Origin of the sequence: Weissella muntiaci (genome assembly GCF_008107635.1) — a bacterium.
GTDB lineage: Bacteria > Bacillota > Bacilli > Lactobacillales > Lactobacillaceae > Weissella > Weissella muntiaci.
Window position 1 is genome coordinate 1 of sequence record NZ_SDGZ01000015.1, and the last position, 15,571, is coordinate 15,571.

Annotated in this window: 21 protein-coding genes and 1 other annotated feature; of the genes, 4 read left to right on the plus strand and 17 right to left on the minus strand. The window is 41.3% G+C overall.

Annotation, left to right across the window (positions count from 1 at the left end):
* A partial coding sequence (locus ESZ50_RS06195; RefSeq protein WP_187387568.1) for an antA/AntB antirepressor family protein occupies positions 1-297 on the minus strand: 297 nt, incomplete at its 3' end.
* Positions 298-386: 89 nt separating this feature from the next.
* Entirely contained in the window at positions 387-644 is a 258-nt protein-coding gene (locus tag ESZ50_RS06200) for a hypothetical protein (protein ID WP_148622717.1), read from the minus strand.
* Positions 645-902: 258 nt separating this feature from the next.
* Between ESZ50_RS06200 and ESZ50_RS06205 the strand changes: the two genes are divergently transcribed.
* The 4 genes from ESZ50_RS06205 to ESZ50_RS06220 all read left to right on the plus strand — a co-directional run bounded on the left by ESZ50_RS06205 (position 903) and on the right by ESZ50_RS06220 (position 4,149).
* A complete protein-coding gene (locus ESZ50_RS06205) occupies positions 903-1,247 on the plus strand; it encodes a helix-turn-helix domain-containing protein (protein WP_148622718.1) in 345 nt (114 codons plus the stop codon).
* Positions 1,248-1,256: 9 nt separating this feature from the next.
* Complete coding sequence (locus ESZ50_RS06210; RefSeq protein WP_148622719.1) at positions 1,257-1,688, plus strand: hypothetical protein; 432 nt, start codon at positions 1,257-1,259, stop codon at positions 1,686-1,688.
* 109 nt (positions 1,689-1,797) lie between these two features.
* Positions 1,798-2,622 (plus strand): SHOCT domain-containing protein, encoded by an 825-nt coding sequence (locus ESZ50_RS06215; protein ID WP_187387569.1) that lies wholly within the window; start codon positions 1,798-1,800, stop codon positions 2,620-2,622.
* Positions 2,623-2,988: 366 nt separating this feature from the next.
* On the plus strand, positions 2,989-4,149 hold the full coding sequence (locus ESZ50_RS06220) for a tyrosine-type recombinase/integrase (protein ID WP_246111523.1): 1,161 nt from the start codon (positions 2,989-2,991) through the stop codon (positions 4,147-4,149).
* A 107-nt stretch (positions 4,150-4,256) separates the two neighbouring features.
* On the opposite strand, the gene ESZ50_RS06225 is transcribed toward ESZ50_RS06220, so the two are convergent.
* The 15 genes from ESZ50_RS06225 to pepV all read right to left on the minus strand — a co-directional run bounded on the left by ESZ50_RS06225 (position 4,257) and on the right by pepV (position 15,570).
* Positions 4,257-4,889 carry a COG4705 family protein gene (locus tag ESZ50_RS06225; RefSeq protein WP_148622721.1) on the minus strand — a complete coding sequence of 211 codons (633 nt, stop codon included), beginning with the start codon at positions 4,887-4,889 and terminating at the stop codon, positions 4,257-4,259.
* A 131-nt stretch (positions 4,890-5,020) separates the two neighbouring features.
* A complete protein-coding gene (locus tag ESZ50_RS06230; RefSeq protein WP_148622722.1) occupies positions 5,021-6,691 on the minus strand; it encodes an FAD-dependent oxidoreductase in 1,671 nt (556 codons plus the stop codon).
* Between the two features lie 100 nt (positions 6,692-6,791).
* The gene (locus tag ESZ50_RS06235; protein ID WP_148622723.1) at positions 6,792-7,685 is read right to left on the minus strand and encodes a serine hydrolase; all 894 of its coding nucleotides are present in this window, start codon (positions 7,683-7,685) and stop codon (positions 6,792-6,794) included.
* A 199-nt stretch (positions 7,686-7,884) separates the two neighbouring features.
* The gene (gene rplL, locus ESZ50_RS06240; protein ID WP_148622724.1) at positions 7,885-8,247 is read right to left on the minus strand and encodes a 50S ribosomal protein L7/L12; all 363 of its coding nucleotides are present in this window, start codon (positions 8,245-8,247) and stop codon (positions 7,885-7,887) included.
* Between the two features lie 84 nt (positions 8,248-8,331).
* Positions 8,332-8,826, minus strand: coding sequence for a 50S ribosomal protein L10 (gene rplJ, locus ESZ50_RS06245; protein WP_148622725.1), 495 nt, complete (start codon positions 8,824-8,826; stop codon positions 8,332-8,334).
* A 28-nt stretch (positions 8,827-8,854) separates the two neighbouring features.
* Positions 8,855-8,983 (minus strand) — a sequence feature (ribosomal protein L10 leader region).
* Between the two features lie 158 nt (positions 8,984-9,141).
* Positions 9,142-9,834: a 50S ribosomal protein L1 gene (rplA, locus tag ESZ50_RS06250; protein ID WP_148622726.1), complete on the minus strand. Its 693-nt coding sequence runs from the start codon at positions 9,832-9,834 to the stop codon at positions 9,142-9,144.
* A gap of 135 nt (positions 9,835-9,969) precedes the next feature.
* Entirely contained in the window at positions 9,970-10,395 is a 426-nt protein-coding gene (gene rplK / locus ESZ50_RS06255; RefSeq protein WP_027698091.1) for a 50S ribosomal protein L11, read from the minus strand.
* A 212-nt stretch (positions 10,396-10,607) separates the two neighbouring features.
* The gene (gene nusG / locus ESZ50_RS06260; protein WP_148622727.1) at positions 10,608-11,159 is read right to left on the minus strand and encodes a transcription termination/antitermination protein NusG; all 552 of its coding nucleotides are present in this window, start codon (positions 11,157-11,159) and stop codon (positions 10,608-10,610) included.
* 106 nt (positions 11,160-11,265) lie between these two features.
* The gene (gene secE, locus ESZ50_RS06265) at positions 11,266-11,439 is read right to left on the minus strand and encodes a preprotein translocase subunit SecE (RefSeq protein ID WP_148622728.1); all 174 of its coding nucleotides are present in this window, start codon (positions 11,437-11,439) and stop codon (positions 11,266-11,268) included.
* A gap of 24 nt (positions 11,440-11,463) precedes the next feature.
* Complete coding sequence (gene rpmG / locus ESZ50_RS06270; RefSeq protein ID WP_148622729.1) at positions 11,464-11,613, minus strand: 50S ribosomal protein L33; 150 nt, start codon at positions 11,611-11,613, stop codon at positions 11,464-11,466.
* Between the two features lie 80 nt (positions 11,614-11,693).
* Complete coding sequence (locus tag ESZ50_RS06275) at positions 11,694-12,248, minus strand: RNA polymerase sigma factor (RefSeq protein ID WP_148622730.1); 555 nt, start codon at positions 12,246-12,248, stop codon at positions 11,694-11,696.
* A 124-nt stretch (positions 12,249-12,372) separates the two neighbouring features.
* Positions 12,373-12,813 (minus strand): OsmC family protein, encoded by a 441-nt coding sequence (locus ESZ50_RS06280; protein ID WP_148622731.1) that lies wholly within the window; start codon positions 12,811-12,813, stop codon positions 12,373-12,375.
* Positions 12,814-12,882: 69 nt separating this feature from the next.
* Positions 12,883-13,659 (minus strand): 23S rRNA (guanosine(2251)-2'-O)-methyltransferase RlmB, encoded by a 777-nt coding sequence (rlmB, locus tag ESZ50_RS06285; protein ID WP_148622985.1) that lies wholly within the window; start codon positions 13,657-13,659, stop codon positions 12,883-12,885.
* 28 nt (positions 13,660-13,687) lie between these two features.
* The gene (locus ESZ50_RS06290; protein ID WP_148622732.1) at positions 13,688-14,116 is read right to left on the minus strand and encodes a Mini-ribonuclease 3; all 429 of its coding nucleotides are present in this window, start codon (positions 14,114-14,116) and stop codon (positions 13,688-13,690) included.
* A 47-nt stretch (positions 14,117-14,163) separates the two neighbouring features.
* The gene (gene pepV, locus ESZ50_RS06295) at positions 14,164-15,570 is read right to left on the minus strand and encodes a dipeptidase PepV (protein ID WP_148622733.1); all 1,407 of its coding nucleotides are present in this window, start codon (positions 15,568-15,570) and stop codon (positions 14,164-14,166) included.
* Position 15,571 lies beyond the last annotated feature (1 nt).

Below are 15,571 nucleotides of genomic sequence, written 5' to 3' on the forward strand. Positions count from 1 at the left end.
AACTTCAATGAAATACTTACGCCATTGACTACCTAATTCAGAACGTTGCAACATTGAAATTTCCTTGGCCATATCCATAGACAATAGATATTCCTTCGCCGGTTTACCGCCATGTTTCCCAACCGCCAAAAATGTCGAATAGTCATCATTCTCGCTAAAACCGTATTCGATCATCCGAGGCATCCATTTGTCAAAATCTGTTTTGACTTTCAAAGCCTCCCATAACTTCCTACCGTTAACATCATTATTGTCATTAACCAAACCATCCATCGGTTCAATACGTGTTAAACTAGACATGTGTAATTCCTTTCTGCGATGTCCTACCATCGCATGAGATTATTTAAGCCTTTTACTTTGACTTGCTTACAGGTCAAGTGATGGGCTTTTTATTTTGGCAAATCTCCGAAATATGGTTGAACATATCGAACGCCTAATTCTTTTGCGAGATATGTCTCCGCTTCAGACAAAACCGTTTCTGTTCTCTCAGACGTGTATCGACCAGTAAAAACCCCAAATACATGTGCATCTGTGTAGCCTAATTCATCGGCTAAATTTTCAACCGATACATTCAGTCGACGAGCGTTTGTCTTAATAGTATTCACTCGTTCGGACTCAACCGGCGTCATTGCTCGTTTCTTAGCCATTTATTTATGCATCCCCTTTGTTAGTTTTTTCTTGACAAGTAAAACTACTTCGACTAAAATTTTAAATATAAACGAGTACTAATTACCTATATATCAGCTTCTAACACTTGGTGGCGTTTTTGTTGATTAGGTTTAAATACTCGCAACGTAAAACTTAACTTACAAGAACTAGTTTATTCTAAGTACTTTGACTTTTCAAGAGTGAATAGGTAAAAGTACTTCGTCTTAACTTTTTCTTAATATTTGGAGACTAATCGCATGACAATTTTTGAGCGTACAAAAGAACTAGCGAAAGAAAAAGGATTTACACTTAGACAACTCGAAGAGAAGGCTGGACTCGGTACTAAATCAATATATTCATGGAAAAATTACACTCCCCGAGGATCAAATCTTCAAGCTGTAGCCGATGTATTAAACGTGTCAGTTGATTATCTGCTAGGAAATACTGACGAAAAAAAGTCGTCTCAAAACGAACCGACTGACAAAGATTTGGAAGATGCATTTATTGGTGCAGAGGCATACGACGGCAAGCCTATTACTGATCATGATAAAGAGGTCATTAAAGCTTTAATAAAAGGCTACTTAAATACTAAGGAAGGTTAGATACTTTATATGCACTACTTAGATATTGTTAAAAGTATCGGCATTCCTTTGATCTGGTCAGACGAACCGATAGCCTCAAAAGGATTTTACTTGCCTAATGCTAAAATGATTAGTCCTGTTGGTGCGCTATTCGTCCAATCTGATCTATCTGAATCCGAAATAGAAAATGTTGTTTTGCACGAACTCGGACACAAAATCGATGGCGATATCCTAACCCGTTTAAGTGCGCCACAATTGCATATTATTAATGAATCTAAGGCTAATCGTTTTATGATCCATAAAAAAGCGTCAGAATGGATAAATGGTTTTGAAGGTAATTATCCCAATTCGTTAGATGTAGTTGTATTTCTCAAATGGGCTCATTTACCTTTAAGACTATATGCAATTGCTGAAGATGAAATTAAAGATTTAGTTACTCCCAGCGTAGGGAGTTTTCTTTAAAGTATTCATGTGATTTATTAGACAAAAATAATCATCTGTTTAATTACTTAGCATTTACAAAAATATACGTGCAATAATGATCCACGTTAAAAGCTTAGGAGTATGGGAAATGGCAAAGCAAATCTGCCCTATTTGTAACGAAACTAAAATGGGCTTTACTAATTCCGAAAAAATAAAAGATGGGAAAATTTGTCAAAATTGCATCATAAAAATTGGATTGAAGCCAAATGCGTGGAATAACGACAAGATACTTTCATCCGTTACCGTTGATCAAGTTAAAGAAATGGTAGCCAATGGTGATATATTCAACTACGATGATGAAAAAAATAAGCGTAAGCAAGAAAAGCAACAAAGCAAAAACGATTACATCGAGCTTCTAAAAAGTTTTAAAGAGAATAAAGCTCCTAAAATTGAAGGTATTTATATAGATCAAAAATCTAAACGGTTCTTTGTTCCTGTATCTCTAACACAATTCGAGAAGCTGGAGCCATTTTCCAATCTCGTTGATTATGAGCCGGTCTTGCGAACTAACAGCAAGACCAAACATCATGGTTTGACAAGAGCCGTTGTTGGTGGCGTTGCCTTAGGTGGTGTCGGTGCTATCGTTGGTGCTTCCACAGGGCACAAAGACTACTCAATGATTTCTAAAATGAGTATTATTTTAAGGTTCAGTGATAACTATACTTACGAGATGAAATTTATTAGCACGGAAACAAAAGTGGGCCTTGCAACTAAAACTGCAGAAAAACAAATGAACGATGTTGCTACCATCTTAGAGAACATCTTAACTGAAAATAAAGTTTCCGAGCCTGCTAAATCGACTTCTGCCAATTCACTAGCTGATGAACTCACCAAACTATCTGGCTTAAAAGACGCCGGCATTCTAACCGAAGATGAATTTAATCAGCAAAAAGCTAAATTACTAAATAACTAGGGGTCTGCGGAGAAGTCCGCCACCCTAATATTTGACAGCTCAAATGTGAGCTCCGAGATTCATTCCCCAGATTTTGGGAACCAAATCGGCAGTCCAAATGTGGGCACCCAAATATTTCACGGCCGAATTTTCGGCTGTGAGAGCTGTGCCAACAGAGGGTGTCGGTTTAATCGATATCCTAGCGGGACATTCGAAATGGCCTCGTGGTCCGTTAGGTCATCTAAAGAGTTTAGCTCAATTTTGCGCTAAACTAAATAATAGGACGCCCTGATTCAGGGCCCCCACATAAAGTACAGCCGAAAATTCGGCTCTACTGATTTCTGACTTACTCAAATAGTCATACATAATTCGATGAGGGTCGATATTATGAAAGGCAAGATTATGAGTATCAAGAAACAAAAAAACGGCAACTACCAAGTAAGAGTGCAATTCACTGACTCACTAGGTAGACGCCGTAATAAAAAGAAAACTGTTGCATCCCTAACTCTGGCCAAACGAGCAGAGCGGGAAATTTTAAACGAAGTTGATGCTGGCACATTCAACAAGGTTCATAAAAAAATCACCATGAACGAATTAATAGATAAGTTCATGCTTGATTATAGCCGAGGTAAACGTAAAGTTACAATCGTTAGGCGCAAAATATTTCTAGAAAATAGCGTGCTAACTGATGAATGGTTTAATAATGTCCAAGTTTCAAAAATAAGTAGACAAATCATTCAAGCATGGTTAGATTGGATAGCTTCAGAACATTCATCCTATAAGTCTGAATCTGGATTTCTGAAAAAAATTTTAGATTTTGCTGTTTCTTATGATTTCATTGATGTTAATCCATTTTCAAATGTTCGTTACCCTACACCAATTGATAAACCGGATCGTTCTTATCGAGTAGACTCGTACGAATATGACGAACTCCTAGCCTTTATAGACGCCGTCAAATCAAAATATGAAGAGAACAGTCTTAAATATCGTAAATATGTATATCTTCGCCTACTTGCCTTTACAGGAATGAGAATGAGCGAAGCTAGAGCCTTATTATGGTCTGATATAGAATTTACTGATGCCGGGGCAAATATTAGTGTCAACAAAACTCTTAGTCGATCCATTGATTCCGAAGTCATAATCAACGAACCTAAGACGAAGGCCGGCAAAAGAACAGTCATAGTCGATAAGATCACAGCTCAAACGCTAAAGCAATGGCACAACATCCAACAACAAGCATTTATGAAGGCTGGTGTGCGTTCAGACGTTGTTTTTACTAACAGGCGACTAAATAACTATCTAACATCAAATCAGCCCAGAGAATGGATTTTGGCTGCTATCAGAGGCACCGACGTTCCGCAGATAAACGTTCACGGATTGAGACACACATATATCACTCTAGCGGTGCAAGCAGGAATGGATATTAAGACGTTACAGGCACAGGTCGGACACAATGACATAAATACAACTCTTAATGTCTATGCTACCGTCACGAAAGATATGCGGGCAAAGACAGCTGACATATTCACATCCCTAGTTAATTTCTAACAGACGGGACTCACTTGGGACTCATTAAAATAAAACTCTATGAAACTGTATGAAACTCTATGAGTCCCGAAAGAGTCCCGTTCACATAAAAATGAGTTTTCCACAAGCTACAAACGTTGATATAAAGGCGTTTGTGTACATAAAAGATGTGTTAAAATATACGCCAACCAAAAAGTAATCACTTCTGCTCTTACCAAGTATCGGCGTAGAATGATCACCGCCGCGAAGCCTGCCGTTAAATACAATCCAGCGTCTAATGTCCCAAGATTCATTACATGCGCCATAAAGTCCCCTACAGCCGTTCCTAGGGTAAAGGAACAGAATACCGTTGCCCAATAAAATAACTCCTTACGATGGCTAGTAATTTGATGAATCGACACTGTGTGCTCAGTATGCTGCCAAAAATAAAAGCACCCCACCATTGCACCACCATAGATTATAAGTTCTGCCAAGTAAGGCACACCAATTCCATGAGTTGCATCAGCCACAAAAGTTCCAAAAACTGCTAGCCCCACCAGTGTTAGCCAATAATTAAGGGCTCGATAACTTTTCAAGCGTAATTGCCACCATAAAAAGCCACCAAACATCAACAAACCAATCAGCAAATCGGCCACCGGTCCTAAGGTGTGTGCAAATAAATCTGACCAAGATTCACCCATCCCAGTAGTAACTAATTTTGCCAACCAAAAGGTCAATGTAACCTGAGGGACTTTATTTAAAAACTGTTCTTCTGCTCGCATCTCAATCTTCTCAAACTCTCAATTTGATTTTGCAAATAAAAAACGTCGCCAAGCTTAAAACAATGTTTTCCGCTAGCAACGCTGTATTTACTTGCTTATCAAACCACTTAAACCTTAAAGAAAAGGATCATCTAGTCTAAATCATTATACTTTGATTTATGTTCACCATAACGTCGCTTACCCCAACGCTTCTCGAGATAGGGAATTACCCAGAAATCAAGTCCTACAGATCGTCCGGCACCATTCATCAAGGCTAAGGATGCAAACGGCATCAACAATGACGAAACCGTCATCCCTTGCCCAACGGTCACCATAAAGATTCCTAGTAGGAAACCAATAAAGCCTGCCATTGTCGTGAACAATCCTAAGAACAACATCCAGCCAATCAAAGATGCCAGTAGGCCAAAGATTCCACTACCCCAGACTGCTCCGGTTAGAATCCAAATAATCCCCATGATAATTCGTAGTGGTAATGACCACAGGACATTACCCATCCGTGACGTCCAACCAAAGAATGGTGTCCGCCCATCGGGTGTTCGGAAAAACTCATCCAACAAATAATGGTACATCTTATAGCCTGAAGTGATCCGTGCATAGAAATAGAGATTGTTAGCATGCTTAACCATGCTGCCGACGAAACCAGATAGTGGCAATCCCTTTTTGAATGGAATTCCCACTAAACGGTAGGCGGTTCCAAGCGCATAATGTGCCCCAACTGAAACGACAAAGCCCGGATAATTTCCAACAAAACTTCGGCGTTGCCCTTTATCGAGCAAATCTAGCATAATACTTGATACAGCAGCATCTGCCGCTGCCTCACCCATCTCAACATTTTGCGGAATCCAACCTGAATTTGGGTCTTCCTCTATGATACGGGCCGGATCGCGATACGCAACTGCGTCACCGACAACATAGACATCTTGTTCGTCAAGCGCCTGCATATACTCATTGACCAACAAGCGCCCTTGAGGACCAGTCTTTAATCCCCACCACTCACCGTCAATATTAGCTCGCGTGCCAGCCGTCCAAACAATTGTTGCCGTCTTAACCTCATATCCACTGGCCAAAACAATTGCGTTTTCTTTAACTTCAGTAATTTGCGCTTCTTTGAACAGAAAAACTCCATGACGACGTAAGTAACTCTCACCACGTTCCGTCAATTCATCACTCTCCAACATTTTTAAGATCGCTGAATCCTGTTCATAAAGATGAATACTAATTTCACCTTCTTTAATGTTGTTAGCTTCAGCTAATACCCGTCGTTGCTCAATTAAATCACCTACAAGTTGCACACCAGTGAAACCACCGCCGATAACAACTAGCCGAAGCTTGGCTTCACGTTCCTCACTATCTAGTGACATTGCGCCCTGGCGGATCGTTCCCTTAATGTGCTGTCGCAAGTCGATTGCGTCCTCGAAAGAACGAAGCTGCTTTGTATATTCTTTTACCCCAGGTAGGTTGTGATCATCAACTTGACTTCCTGTTGCAATAACCAATTTTTCATATTCAATCTCGCCAATTGAAGTTGTAACCGTCTTATGCTCTTTATCAATTTGCTCTACAAATGCTGTGACGATTTTGACATTTTCCGTATCATGAAACAACATTCCTAGATCAACTTGCACATGTCCAGGCTCAACGCGACTTGTTGCAACCTCATGCAATTGTGACATATAGGTAAAGAATGAATGGTTGTCAATCAAGACAATTTGGTAATCTGTCCGATTAAATCGTTTTGCTAATTTCTGAGCAGTCACAACACCCGCATAGCCAGCGCCTACTACTACAATATTCTTCTTCATACCCTTCTCCCGTCCGGTGGCTTGCTCACACCGCAACAATTTGCTACACAGTCATTCTAGCTTATCTAGCTGAACTTGTATATAACACTGCCTTGATTGACTACTCTGCCGTTAAATACTTATAAGTTGCCTCGGCGATATCGTTCACTTCATCAATCCCTTCATCTTCACTGTCACTACCGTATGTGTAAATTGCTAAAGTATAATTAGTATCGCCATCTTTAACATGACCAATCGAATTTACAATCCATCCCTTATCATATTCCAACCAACCATTTTTCAATTCATAGGTTGCATTATCGCCCAAGCCATTCGATATTCCCCAGCTTTGACTTTCATTTACATTTCCCATCAGCTTCTTGATATAATTACGCGAAGTACTAGGCAAAACATTTCCATCATAAAAGATTTCGTTTAACAGCTTAACCTGATCCGCTGCCGTCGTTTGGCTAAGGCCCCACGAATCTGTGTCAGTATGCGTATCATCCATCCCAACAGTCGACCAGAATGTGTCCAGCGAACTAAGGGTTTCATCGTTCACTAGCGTTGTCGTCGCATCGTTGTCACTGTTTTCAATCATATTGGTAGCCAATTCATCTTGTTCTGTTGATAATTCTTGGTCATTATTATTTTGTTGATAAAGTAAGTTTGCCAAGACCGAAACCTTAACCGTACTAGCCATGTAGTAATTGTCAGACATTCCCGTACTATAAACAATTGTGGTCTTTGTCTTGTGGTCATAAGCCGCAATGGCAACATTTGGCGCATTACCATTTAAAGCCTTCTCCCAATCAGCCTTTAGTTCAGTTTGTTCATCTATGCCGTTTAAGACATCCACTTGACTCAACGCCTCACTTTTAACCGTTTTATTAGCGACGTGAATTCCGACCACAACTACTACAGCTCCCAAAGCCAAAGCAATCAAAAGCACTCCCAAACGTCGTAGCCGTTTTTGACGCTGACGTTTCTTATATTTATATGTTCGTGATTGCATTTGCTTCCCCCAGAAATTGTATCTATGTATGTTCTCTATACGAAAACCACAAAAACTAAGATAACACTTTTATGTTTGATTAAGCTTAACTTTCACTCCCACTTTTAAAATTTTAACAAAAAAAGAGTCCACCGAAGTGAACTCTTTTTTGAGATCTGCCTATTAAAATAAGTAAATCTCTTAATTTGTAAGTAATTGCTTACTTCAAAGTTACTGAAGCACCAGCAGCTTCCAACTTTTCCTTCAATTCGTTAGCTTCGTCTTCTGAAAGACCTTCCTTAACGATTGATGGTGCGTTGTCAACAAGGTCCTTAGCTTCCTTCAAGCCCAAACCAGTTGCTTCGCGAACTGCCTTGATAGCTTGAACCTTAGCTGAACCAGCTGAAGTCAACTCAACGTCGAAGTCAGTCTTAGCAGCTTCGGCACCAGCAGCACCAGCAGCGGCAACAGGAGCAGCAGCTGAAACACCAAATTCTTCTTCAATAGCTGAAACCAAGTCAGCCAAGTCCATGATCGTTGCTTCCTTCAATGAAGCGATGATTGAATCTTTATCAAAAGCCATGATAATTAATCTCCTCTAATATTTGCCCGAGGGCGTTTTTTAGTAGTAATGGGAACATTCCCGAATAATGCTTAAGCTGTTAACTTAGGCTTCCTTTGCGTCTGACACAGCCTTAACTGCATAGGCAAAGTTGCGGACAGGTGCTTGCAATGTTGACAACAACATTGACAACAAACCATCCTTGTCTGGCAAAGTTGCATAACGGTTGATTTCATCAATCGTAGCAATTGTACCATCCACAACGCCACCCTTGATCTCCAAGGCTTCAACAGCGTCAGCATGCTTCTTCAAGATACGTGAAGGTGCAATTGGATCCTCAGATGAGAATGCTACGGCTGATGGTCCGACGAACAATTCGTTCAAATCAGCAACATCAGCAGCTTCAGCAGCACGTGTCAAGATCTTGTTCTTGATAACCTTTAGCTCAACGCCTTCGGCACGCAAGTCTGCACGCAAGCTGGTAGCTTCTTCAACTGTCAATCCACGCAAGTCAACGATGATTGATGATGCTGAGTCCTTCAACTTAGCAGCAACTTCTTCAACTTTTTGGGCCTTCACAGCAATAGATGCTTCACTCATGGTAATGTTCCTCCTATTTAGATTTTTGATTCAAACCTAAAGACCCCCAGTACATAACTGCACCGGGGGTCAAAAGTCACTTTTCAGTGTTTGAACTTCCTCGGCGGGGTATTAAGGCAAGTGCCACCTGCGTCTTAGGTAGAATCGAGATATTACTCAACTACTTTAGCAAGATGCCAAGGAAGTGTCAAGTCTAAATTAAAATAATTTAGTGATAATCAGTATCCTCAAATGACGACACTAATTTTAAACTTTGAAACTAGTGGCCTACCAACGAATCCTAAAACACCTTGGCAGGTTGCACCTTTTTCGATCTTACAATGAAGTAACGTCGATGTTCAAAGCAGGACCAAATGTTGAAGCAAGTGATACGTGCTTTACATAAGTTCCCTTTACGGCTGCAGGGCGAGCCTTCAAAACGATATCTGACAAAGTCTTGATGTTTCCAGCCAACTTATCAGCATCGAATGAAACCTTACCAACTGGTACAGCAACGTTTCCGTCACGGTCTGTACGGTAAGTAACCTTACCTGACTTAGCGTCATTAACAGCCTTAGCAACGTCCATCGTAACAGTTCCAGTCTTAGGGTTTGGCATCAATCCCTTAGGTCCCAATGTACGTCCGATACGACCAACTTGTGCCATCATATCAGGTGTAGCAATGGCAACATCAAAGTCAAGCCATCCATCAGCGATCCGTGAAACCAAGTCAGCAGCACCAACAACGTCAGCACCAGCTTCTTCAGCTTCCTTAGCCTTATCACCTTGAGCGAATACAACAACAGTTTGATCCTTACCAGTTCCGTTAGGCAAAACAACAGCCCCACGCAATTGTTGATCAGCTTGACGAGTATCAACGTTCAAGTTAAATGCGATTTCAACAGTAGCATCGAACTTAGCAAAGTCGATGTCCTTAACCAATTGAGCAGCTTCGGCAACAGTGTACAACTTGTCACTGTCTACCTTTTCAGCAGCTGCCAAATACTTCTTACCATACTTCTTAGCCATGGTAGCTATTCCTCCTTGCAAATGCGGTCAAACGGTCTCCGACCTCCCACTTGATCATGCTTAGTTTCCTACGCGATCCGTGCTTACACGGTTCACGGAATTGTTGTGCACATAGAACAAGTCTATGCTCTAAGATTAACCTTCAACAACGAATCCCATTGAACGTGCAGTACCTTCGATCATGCGAACAGCTGCATCTACATCAGCTGCGTTTAGATCTTGCATCTTAGTCTCAGCGATTTCGCGAACTTGCGCTGCAGAAACCGTTGCTACCTTCTTGGTGTTAGGTTCTCCAGAACCCTTCTCCACACCAGCAGCCTTCTTCAAAAGAACGGCAGCAGGTGGTGTCTTTGTAACGAAGTCAAATGAACGATCTTCGTACACAGTGATTACAACTGGAATCAACAAACCACCTTGATCAGCAGTACGTGCGTTGAATTCCTTAGCGAATCCCATGATATTAACACCAGCTTGTCCCAAGGCAGGACCAACTGGAGGTGCAGGAGTAGCCTTACCGGCCGGAATCTGCAACTTAACAATACTTGAAACCTTCTTAGCCACGATTGTTTCCTCCTTCGTGCTTGTGGTACTTAATGGCGAGTTTCGATTTCCGCCTCCCACATACATGTGTCACCACACATACCTGAATATAATACTAAAACCCTAGCATATTTGCAAGGCTTATCCGTTTTTTTCTAAAATTAGTCTCAAAAGTGGTTTTACAAAAAAATAACCAATCTTTTATAACGAAGATTGATTATTTGAAAATATCTTTAGATAATTGGCTCAACATCATTAAATGAAATTTCAGTTGGTGTCTCACGACCCATGAAATCAACCAAGACCGTCACTTCTTGCTTGTCGTTATCAATGGCTGTAACTTGTCCCTGGAATCCATCAAATGAACCAGCAACCACCTTAACAGTTTCACCGACAACCACATTTAGCTCAACAACTTTACGTTCAACCATGCCCATCCGGTGCAACAATCCTTCTGCCTCTTCAGGCAATAAAGGTGTTGGCTTTGATCCACCACCGTGCGATCCAACGAAGCCCGTCACACCTGGCGTGTTACGTACCACATACCAAGCTTCATCTGTCATCGTCATCTCAACCAGAGCATAACCGGGATAATCATTTTCTTTGACGATCTTCATCTCACCGTTTTGCTCAACGGTAACTTCTTGCTCAGGTACAATCACACGGTAGATGAAATCAGTCATCCCCATTGTCTCAATTCGTGATTGTAGATTTGCCTTAACCTTATTTTCATAACCGGCGTATGTGTGCAGCACGTACCATTGCTTGTCAATTGACTCAACCATGTTTTCCTCCAGGAAATAATTCAATAAAATATGGAAACTAAAAAACCGCCTCTAAGATGAGGAGGTTTTTGAACTTGTCTTTATATCTGTTTATTATAAGCTATTTTTAGTGTGTCGACAAGAAAGTAATTCCTTGCTCGAAAACCCAATCAGCTACACCAAAGACAATCGCAAAAAAGGCAGAAGTCATGATCACAATCCCCGTGTAACGAACATTTTCACGGAATGTTGGCCACGTGACCTTACCCATCTCTTCAAATACGCTTGCAATAAATCGCATCATTATCTCCCTTACTGAGCGTGCCTACATTGTTTCCTTATGTAGCGTGTGCTTGCCACAGAACTTGCAAAACTTCATTACTTCTAGTCGCTCAACTCTAGTTGGCTTTTTAGCCACCATGTAATTTCTTGATCCACAAACACTGCATGCTAACGCAACTTTCTTAACTGCCATTATGCATACCGCTCTTTCTCGATTTTTATTCTAGTCTTCAATAGTTTATCACGACCATTTACTGCTTAGCAACTTATTGACTATTTATCACGATTAATTTCGATGACTCGTAATAGACATTTAATCTTTTGCCAATTCCCTTGTACTGTGGCGCGACAGACTCCAAGTTGCTTTGCAATTTCATTATTAGAATACCCCTCAATCTTCATGATCATAATTACTTGATCGCGCTTAACCAAACATCTCATGAACTCCCTTAGCAATAAAGAATGTTCAACTTCTAAATGCTGCTGCATCCTTGGCCCTTGCTGATCAACTACATCACCAAAATTATCAATCAACTCCTGCCCTTGGCGCGCCATCCTAGGTACATCCCTGCTGAAATAACTAGCAACCCGATTCGTACACGCTCGCTTAAAATATCCCGAGAAGAATTTCACCTCTTGTCCACGTAATCGGACTAGACAATTTAACATCACTATTCGACAATCCTGTAACCATTCATCATTACTAATTCGCCGATTTAAATTTCGATAGGCCTGCCAAATAACCCCATAATGAGCTGTAACTAACCTTTCAAACGCTTCTTCATCACCCGTTTGTGCTAACACAATATCACATTGTTTATAAGTCATCGGCCCCACACCTCCTTATTTGTCACTATGCCAAAGGAATAAATTTATGGGGCAAATATGCAAAAAAAACGCTGATATCGTGCATCAGCGTTTTTAACTATTATATTGACTTGCTCTATGCAAGTTATTTCCATTCATTAACTAATGTAAAAGTTACATTCGCACTTGGTCCAAGTAATTTAGCTACAGGGCAACGGCTCTCAGCTAATTCAAACATTGCCTGTGCTTTTTTACGGCCAATAACATCTTCTGGAATATAAACAGTCGCATCAATAAAGAACTGCAAGCCATGTGTATCAGGTGCTTGATACACATCAGCGCGCACCTTCGATTGGTGTTCATAACCATTCCGCTTTTCGATAGCTTCCAAAGTTGCATTCAAACATGTGACCAACGCTAGGCCAATCAATTGCTCGGGATTAGTGCCTTGATCATCATCCTTAGGATCGGCCGTTTTTACGACCAGCTGGTCCTTACCAGTAATGATCGACTCGCCTACTAATCCTGCTTCATTAATAGCAGTAGTGTGATACGTTGCTGTTGGGTGCTCAATTAAATCTGTCATAACTTCTTAGTCCTTTTCTGAAAGCGACTCCCCAAATGACATCCGCTCTTTAACCCACAACTTACCCGCCTACAATTTATGTCGACTATTGAAACCTTGATAAATTAATAATGACGCTGCAACTGAAGCATTCAAACTTTGTACATGACCAACCATTGGAATTGTCAACATTTCATCCACCGTCTTCTTCAACAAAGGTGCGATTCCCTTACCTTCATTTCCAATGATCAAGGCCGTTGGCAAGACCGCATCCCACTGGCGATAGTCTTTACCATCCATGTCCGTTCCGAAAACCCACAAACCACGTTCCTTGAGTTTCTCAACCGTTTGAACTAGATTTGTAACCCGAGCAACCGGTACGTGCTCAATTGCCCCCGTTGATGTTTTAGCAACCACATTGGTCAATTGAACTGCCCGACGCTTAGGAATGATAATCCCATGGACTCCAGCTGCATCAGCTGTCCGCAAAATTGAACCTAAGTTATGCGGATCCTCAATTGAATCCAAAATCAAAAAGAAAGGTGCTTCACCAGCAGTCTCAGCTTTGGCAAAAAGGTCATCAATTGAGGCGTAACTATATGCTGCAACTGACAAGACGACTCCTTGATGATTTTGATTATTCGTCAATTCGTCTAATTTGCTCTTTGGTGTCTCCTGTATAATTAAGCCACGTTTCTTAGCCAAACTCATCACTTCATTACGGATTTTATCGTTCAGCCCAGTTTGTAACCAAACCTTGTTGATCTCAGTTGTTCCCTTTAGTGCTTCAACTGTCGCATGATGCCCAAAAATAAATTCTGCCGCAACTTCAGTTGACTCATCCGTCACTTGTGCTTGTTTGATCATTGGTCGGCGTTTCTTACTTTGCTCGCCCTTACTTTTTCCCATCGCCATTTAATCTAGTCCGTCCACTTTCTACTTGTTGATATACCCAATCAACGATTTCATCCAAGCGAGTTTGTTGCTCACTGGCAGCCAAATAACCAATCAACGCCTCAAATCCAGTTGAAATCCGATACGTCACTACATCAGTATTTTTGGCCTTCGTGTGCGAATTAGCATTTCGACCACGTTTAAAATATAGTTGTTCGGTTTCCGTCAATAAATCATCGGTAACCATTAATTCATACAAGGCCGCATGGGCTTTTGCTGAAACATAGTTCTTAGCTGTTCGTTGTAGCAAATATGGCTTTGTGATCCCTTTTGCCAACAAATGCTGCCGAATATACACTTCGTATACCGCGTCACCATAATAAGCAAGGTCCAAACCATTTAACTGTTCATAATTCATCTTTTCATTCATAACAAAATTGTACCACGCATCCGATCGACTTTCATACCTTCCTTAAACTACTCAAGTTGCTCCAAGCCAATCAAGGCAGCCACAAATACGCCCATCGTTCTTGTAAGATTTGCGAGTGGGACTCGTTCATTAGCCTGGTGACTAGTTACCATAACATCTGGAAACTGGCCGCCAAAGGCGACGCCTCGTTTTAACAATCGCGCGTAAGAACCGCCACTAGAAGTTCTGGGCGCTGCATACATTCCAACTTCACTGGCATACGCCATCGATAAGACACCAACTAGTGGATCCGTCAAAGGCACCAAATGTGGCTCCATGCTCCCCGCCTTGACCGTAATCGTTGCAGGTAACCCGGCTAAATGTTGTTTAACATGTTCTAATACGATTGGTAATTGTATTCCTTGTGGGTAGCGGAAATTCAGTGCAATATTCCCCTGTCCCTTATGGTTGAAGCGCATGATTGCGACATTCACCGTCAAATCGCCCATTTCAACATCTGAATATGCCAATCCCAGATGCTGTCCAGCGATATCATTATGATATTCCGTTAGCAATTGCAAAAAAGCCTTCGCATCACCTGTAAATGGATATGTATTTAAAAACATCGCCAAATAAGTTCCCGCATTTTTACCATCAAACGGATAAGCACTGTGGGCTTGTTGACCAAATAATTGTAATCGAATTGACCCGTCATTAACCGTGAATTTCCCTTTCAGGAATGGATATTTCTTTAAGTAGCGTTCAAAGGCTTGTCCAATTTCGACTGCATTAGCTGCAAGAACGCGGGCTCGTGCTTCACCCGGGACAACATTGATCCGGTCACCAGCCATAAACCGTTGTAATACTGTTGAGCCAGCCGAATCTCCCGAAAATCGTAACTGAACTGTTTGAAAGGCCTTCTCACCATTAACAACCGGAAAGGCGCCATCCGGTGAAAAACCAATGCACGGCTCACCCTCCTGCGCAAAGTAGCGTGGCAGATCACGCCAACCATTTTCCTCATCCGTTCCAATGATTAACCGAATCTTCTTCTGAACTTTAACTTGGTGATCTTTCAAAAATTTCAAAGCATAGTATGCGGCCATCAAGTCTGCTTTCATATCGGCTGTGCCACGTCCGTATAAATATTGATCAATTTGCGTCAATTGAAAAGGATTCGTTTTCCAGCCATCTCCAGCTGGGACAACATCAATGTGAGTCAAAATACCAATTGTTTCTGCAGCATCGCTTGGACCATATTCGATCCAAGTCACCATATTATCAACGCGTCCAAAACGAAAACCATCTCGAAAGGCCAACGCCTCCATTTCAGCTAATGCGCGCATCATGTCAACCCCAAAGGGCGTTTGAGGGCTACTTGTTTTATCATCTAATACCGACGGAATCTTGATAATTCTGCTCAAATCCGCTAACAAAGCAGTCTCATATTCTTTTGTCTGTTCAGCCCATGTCATA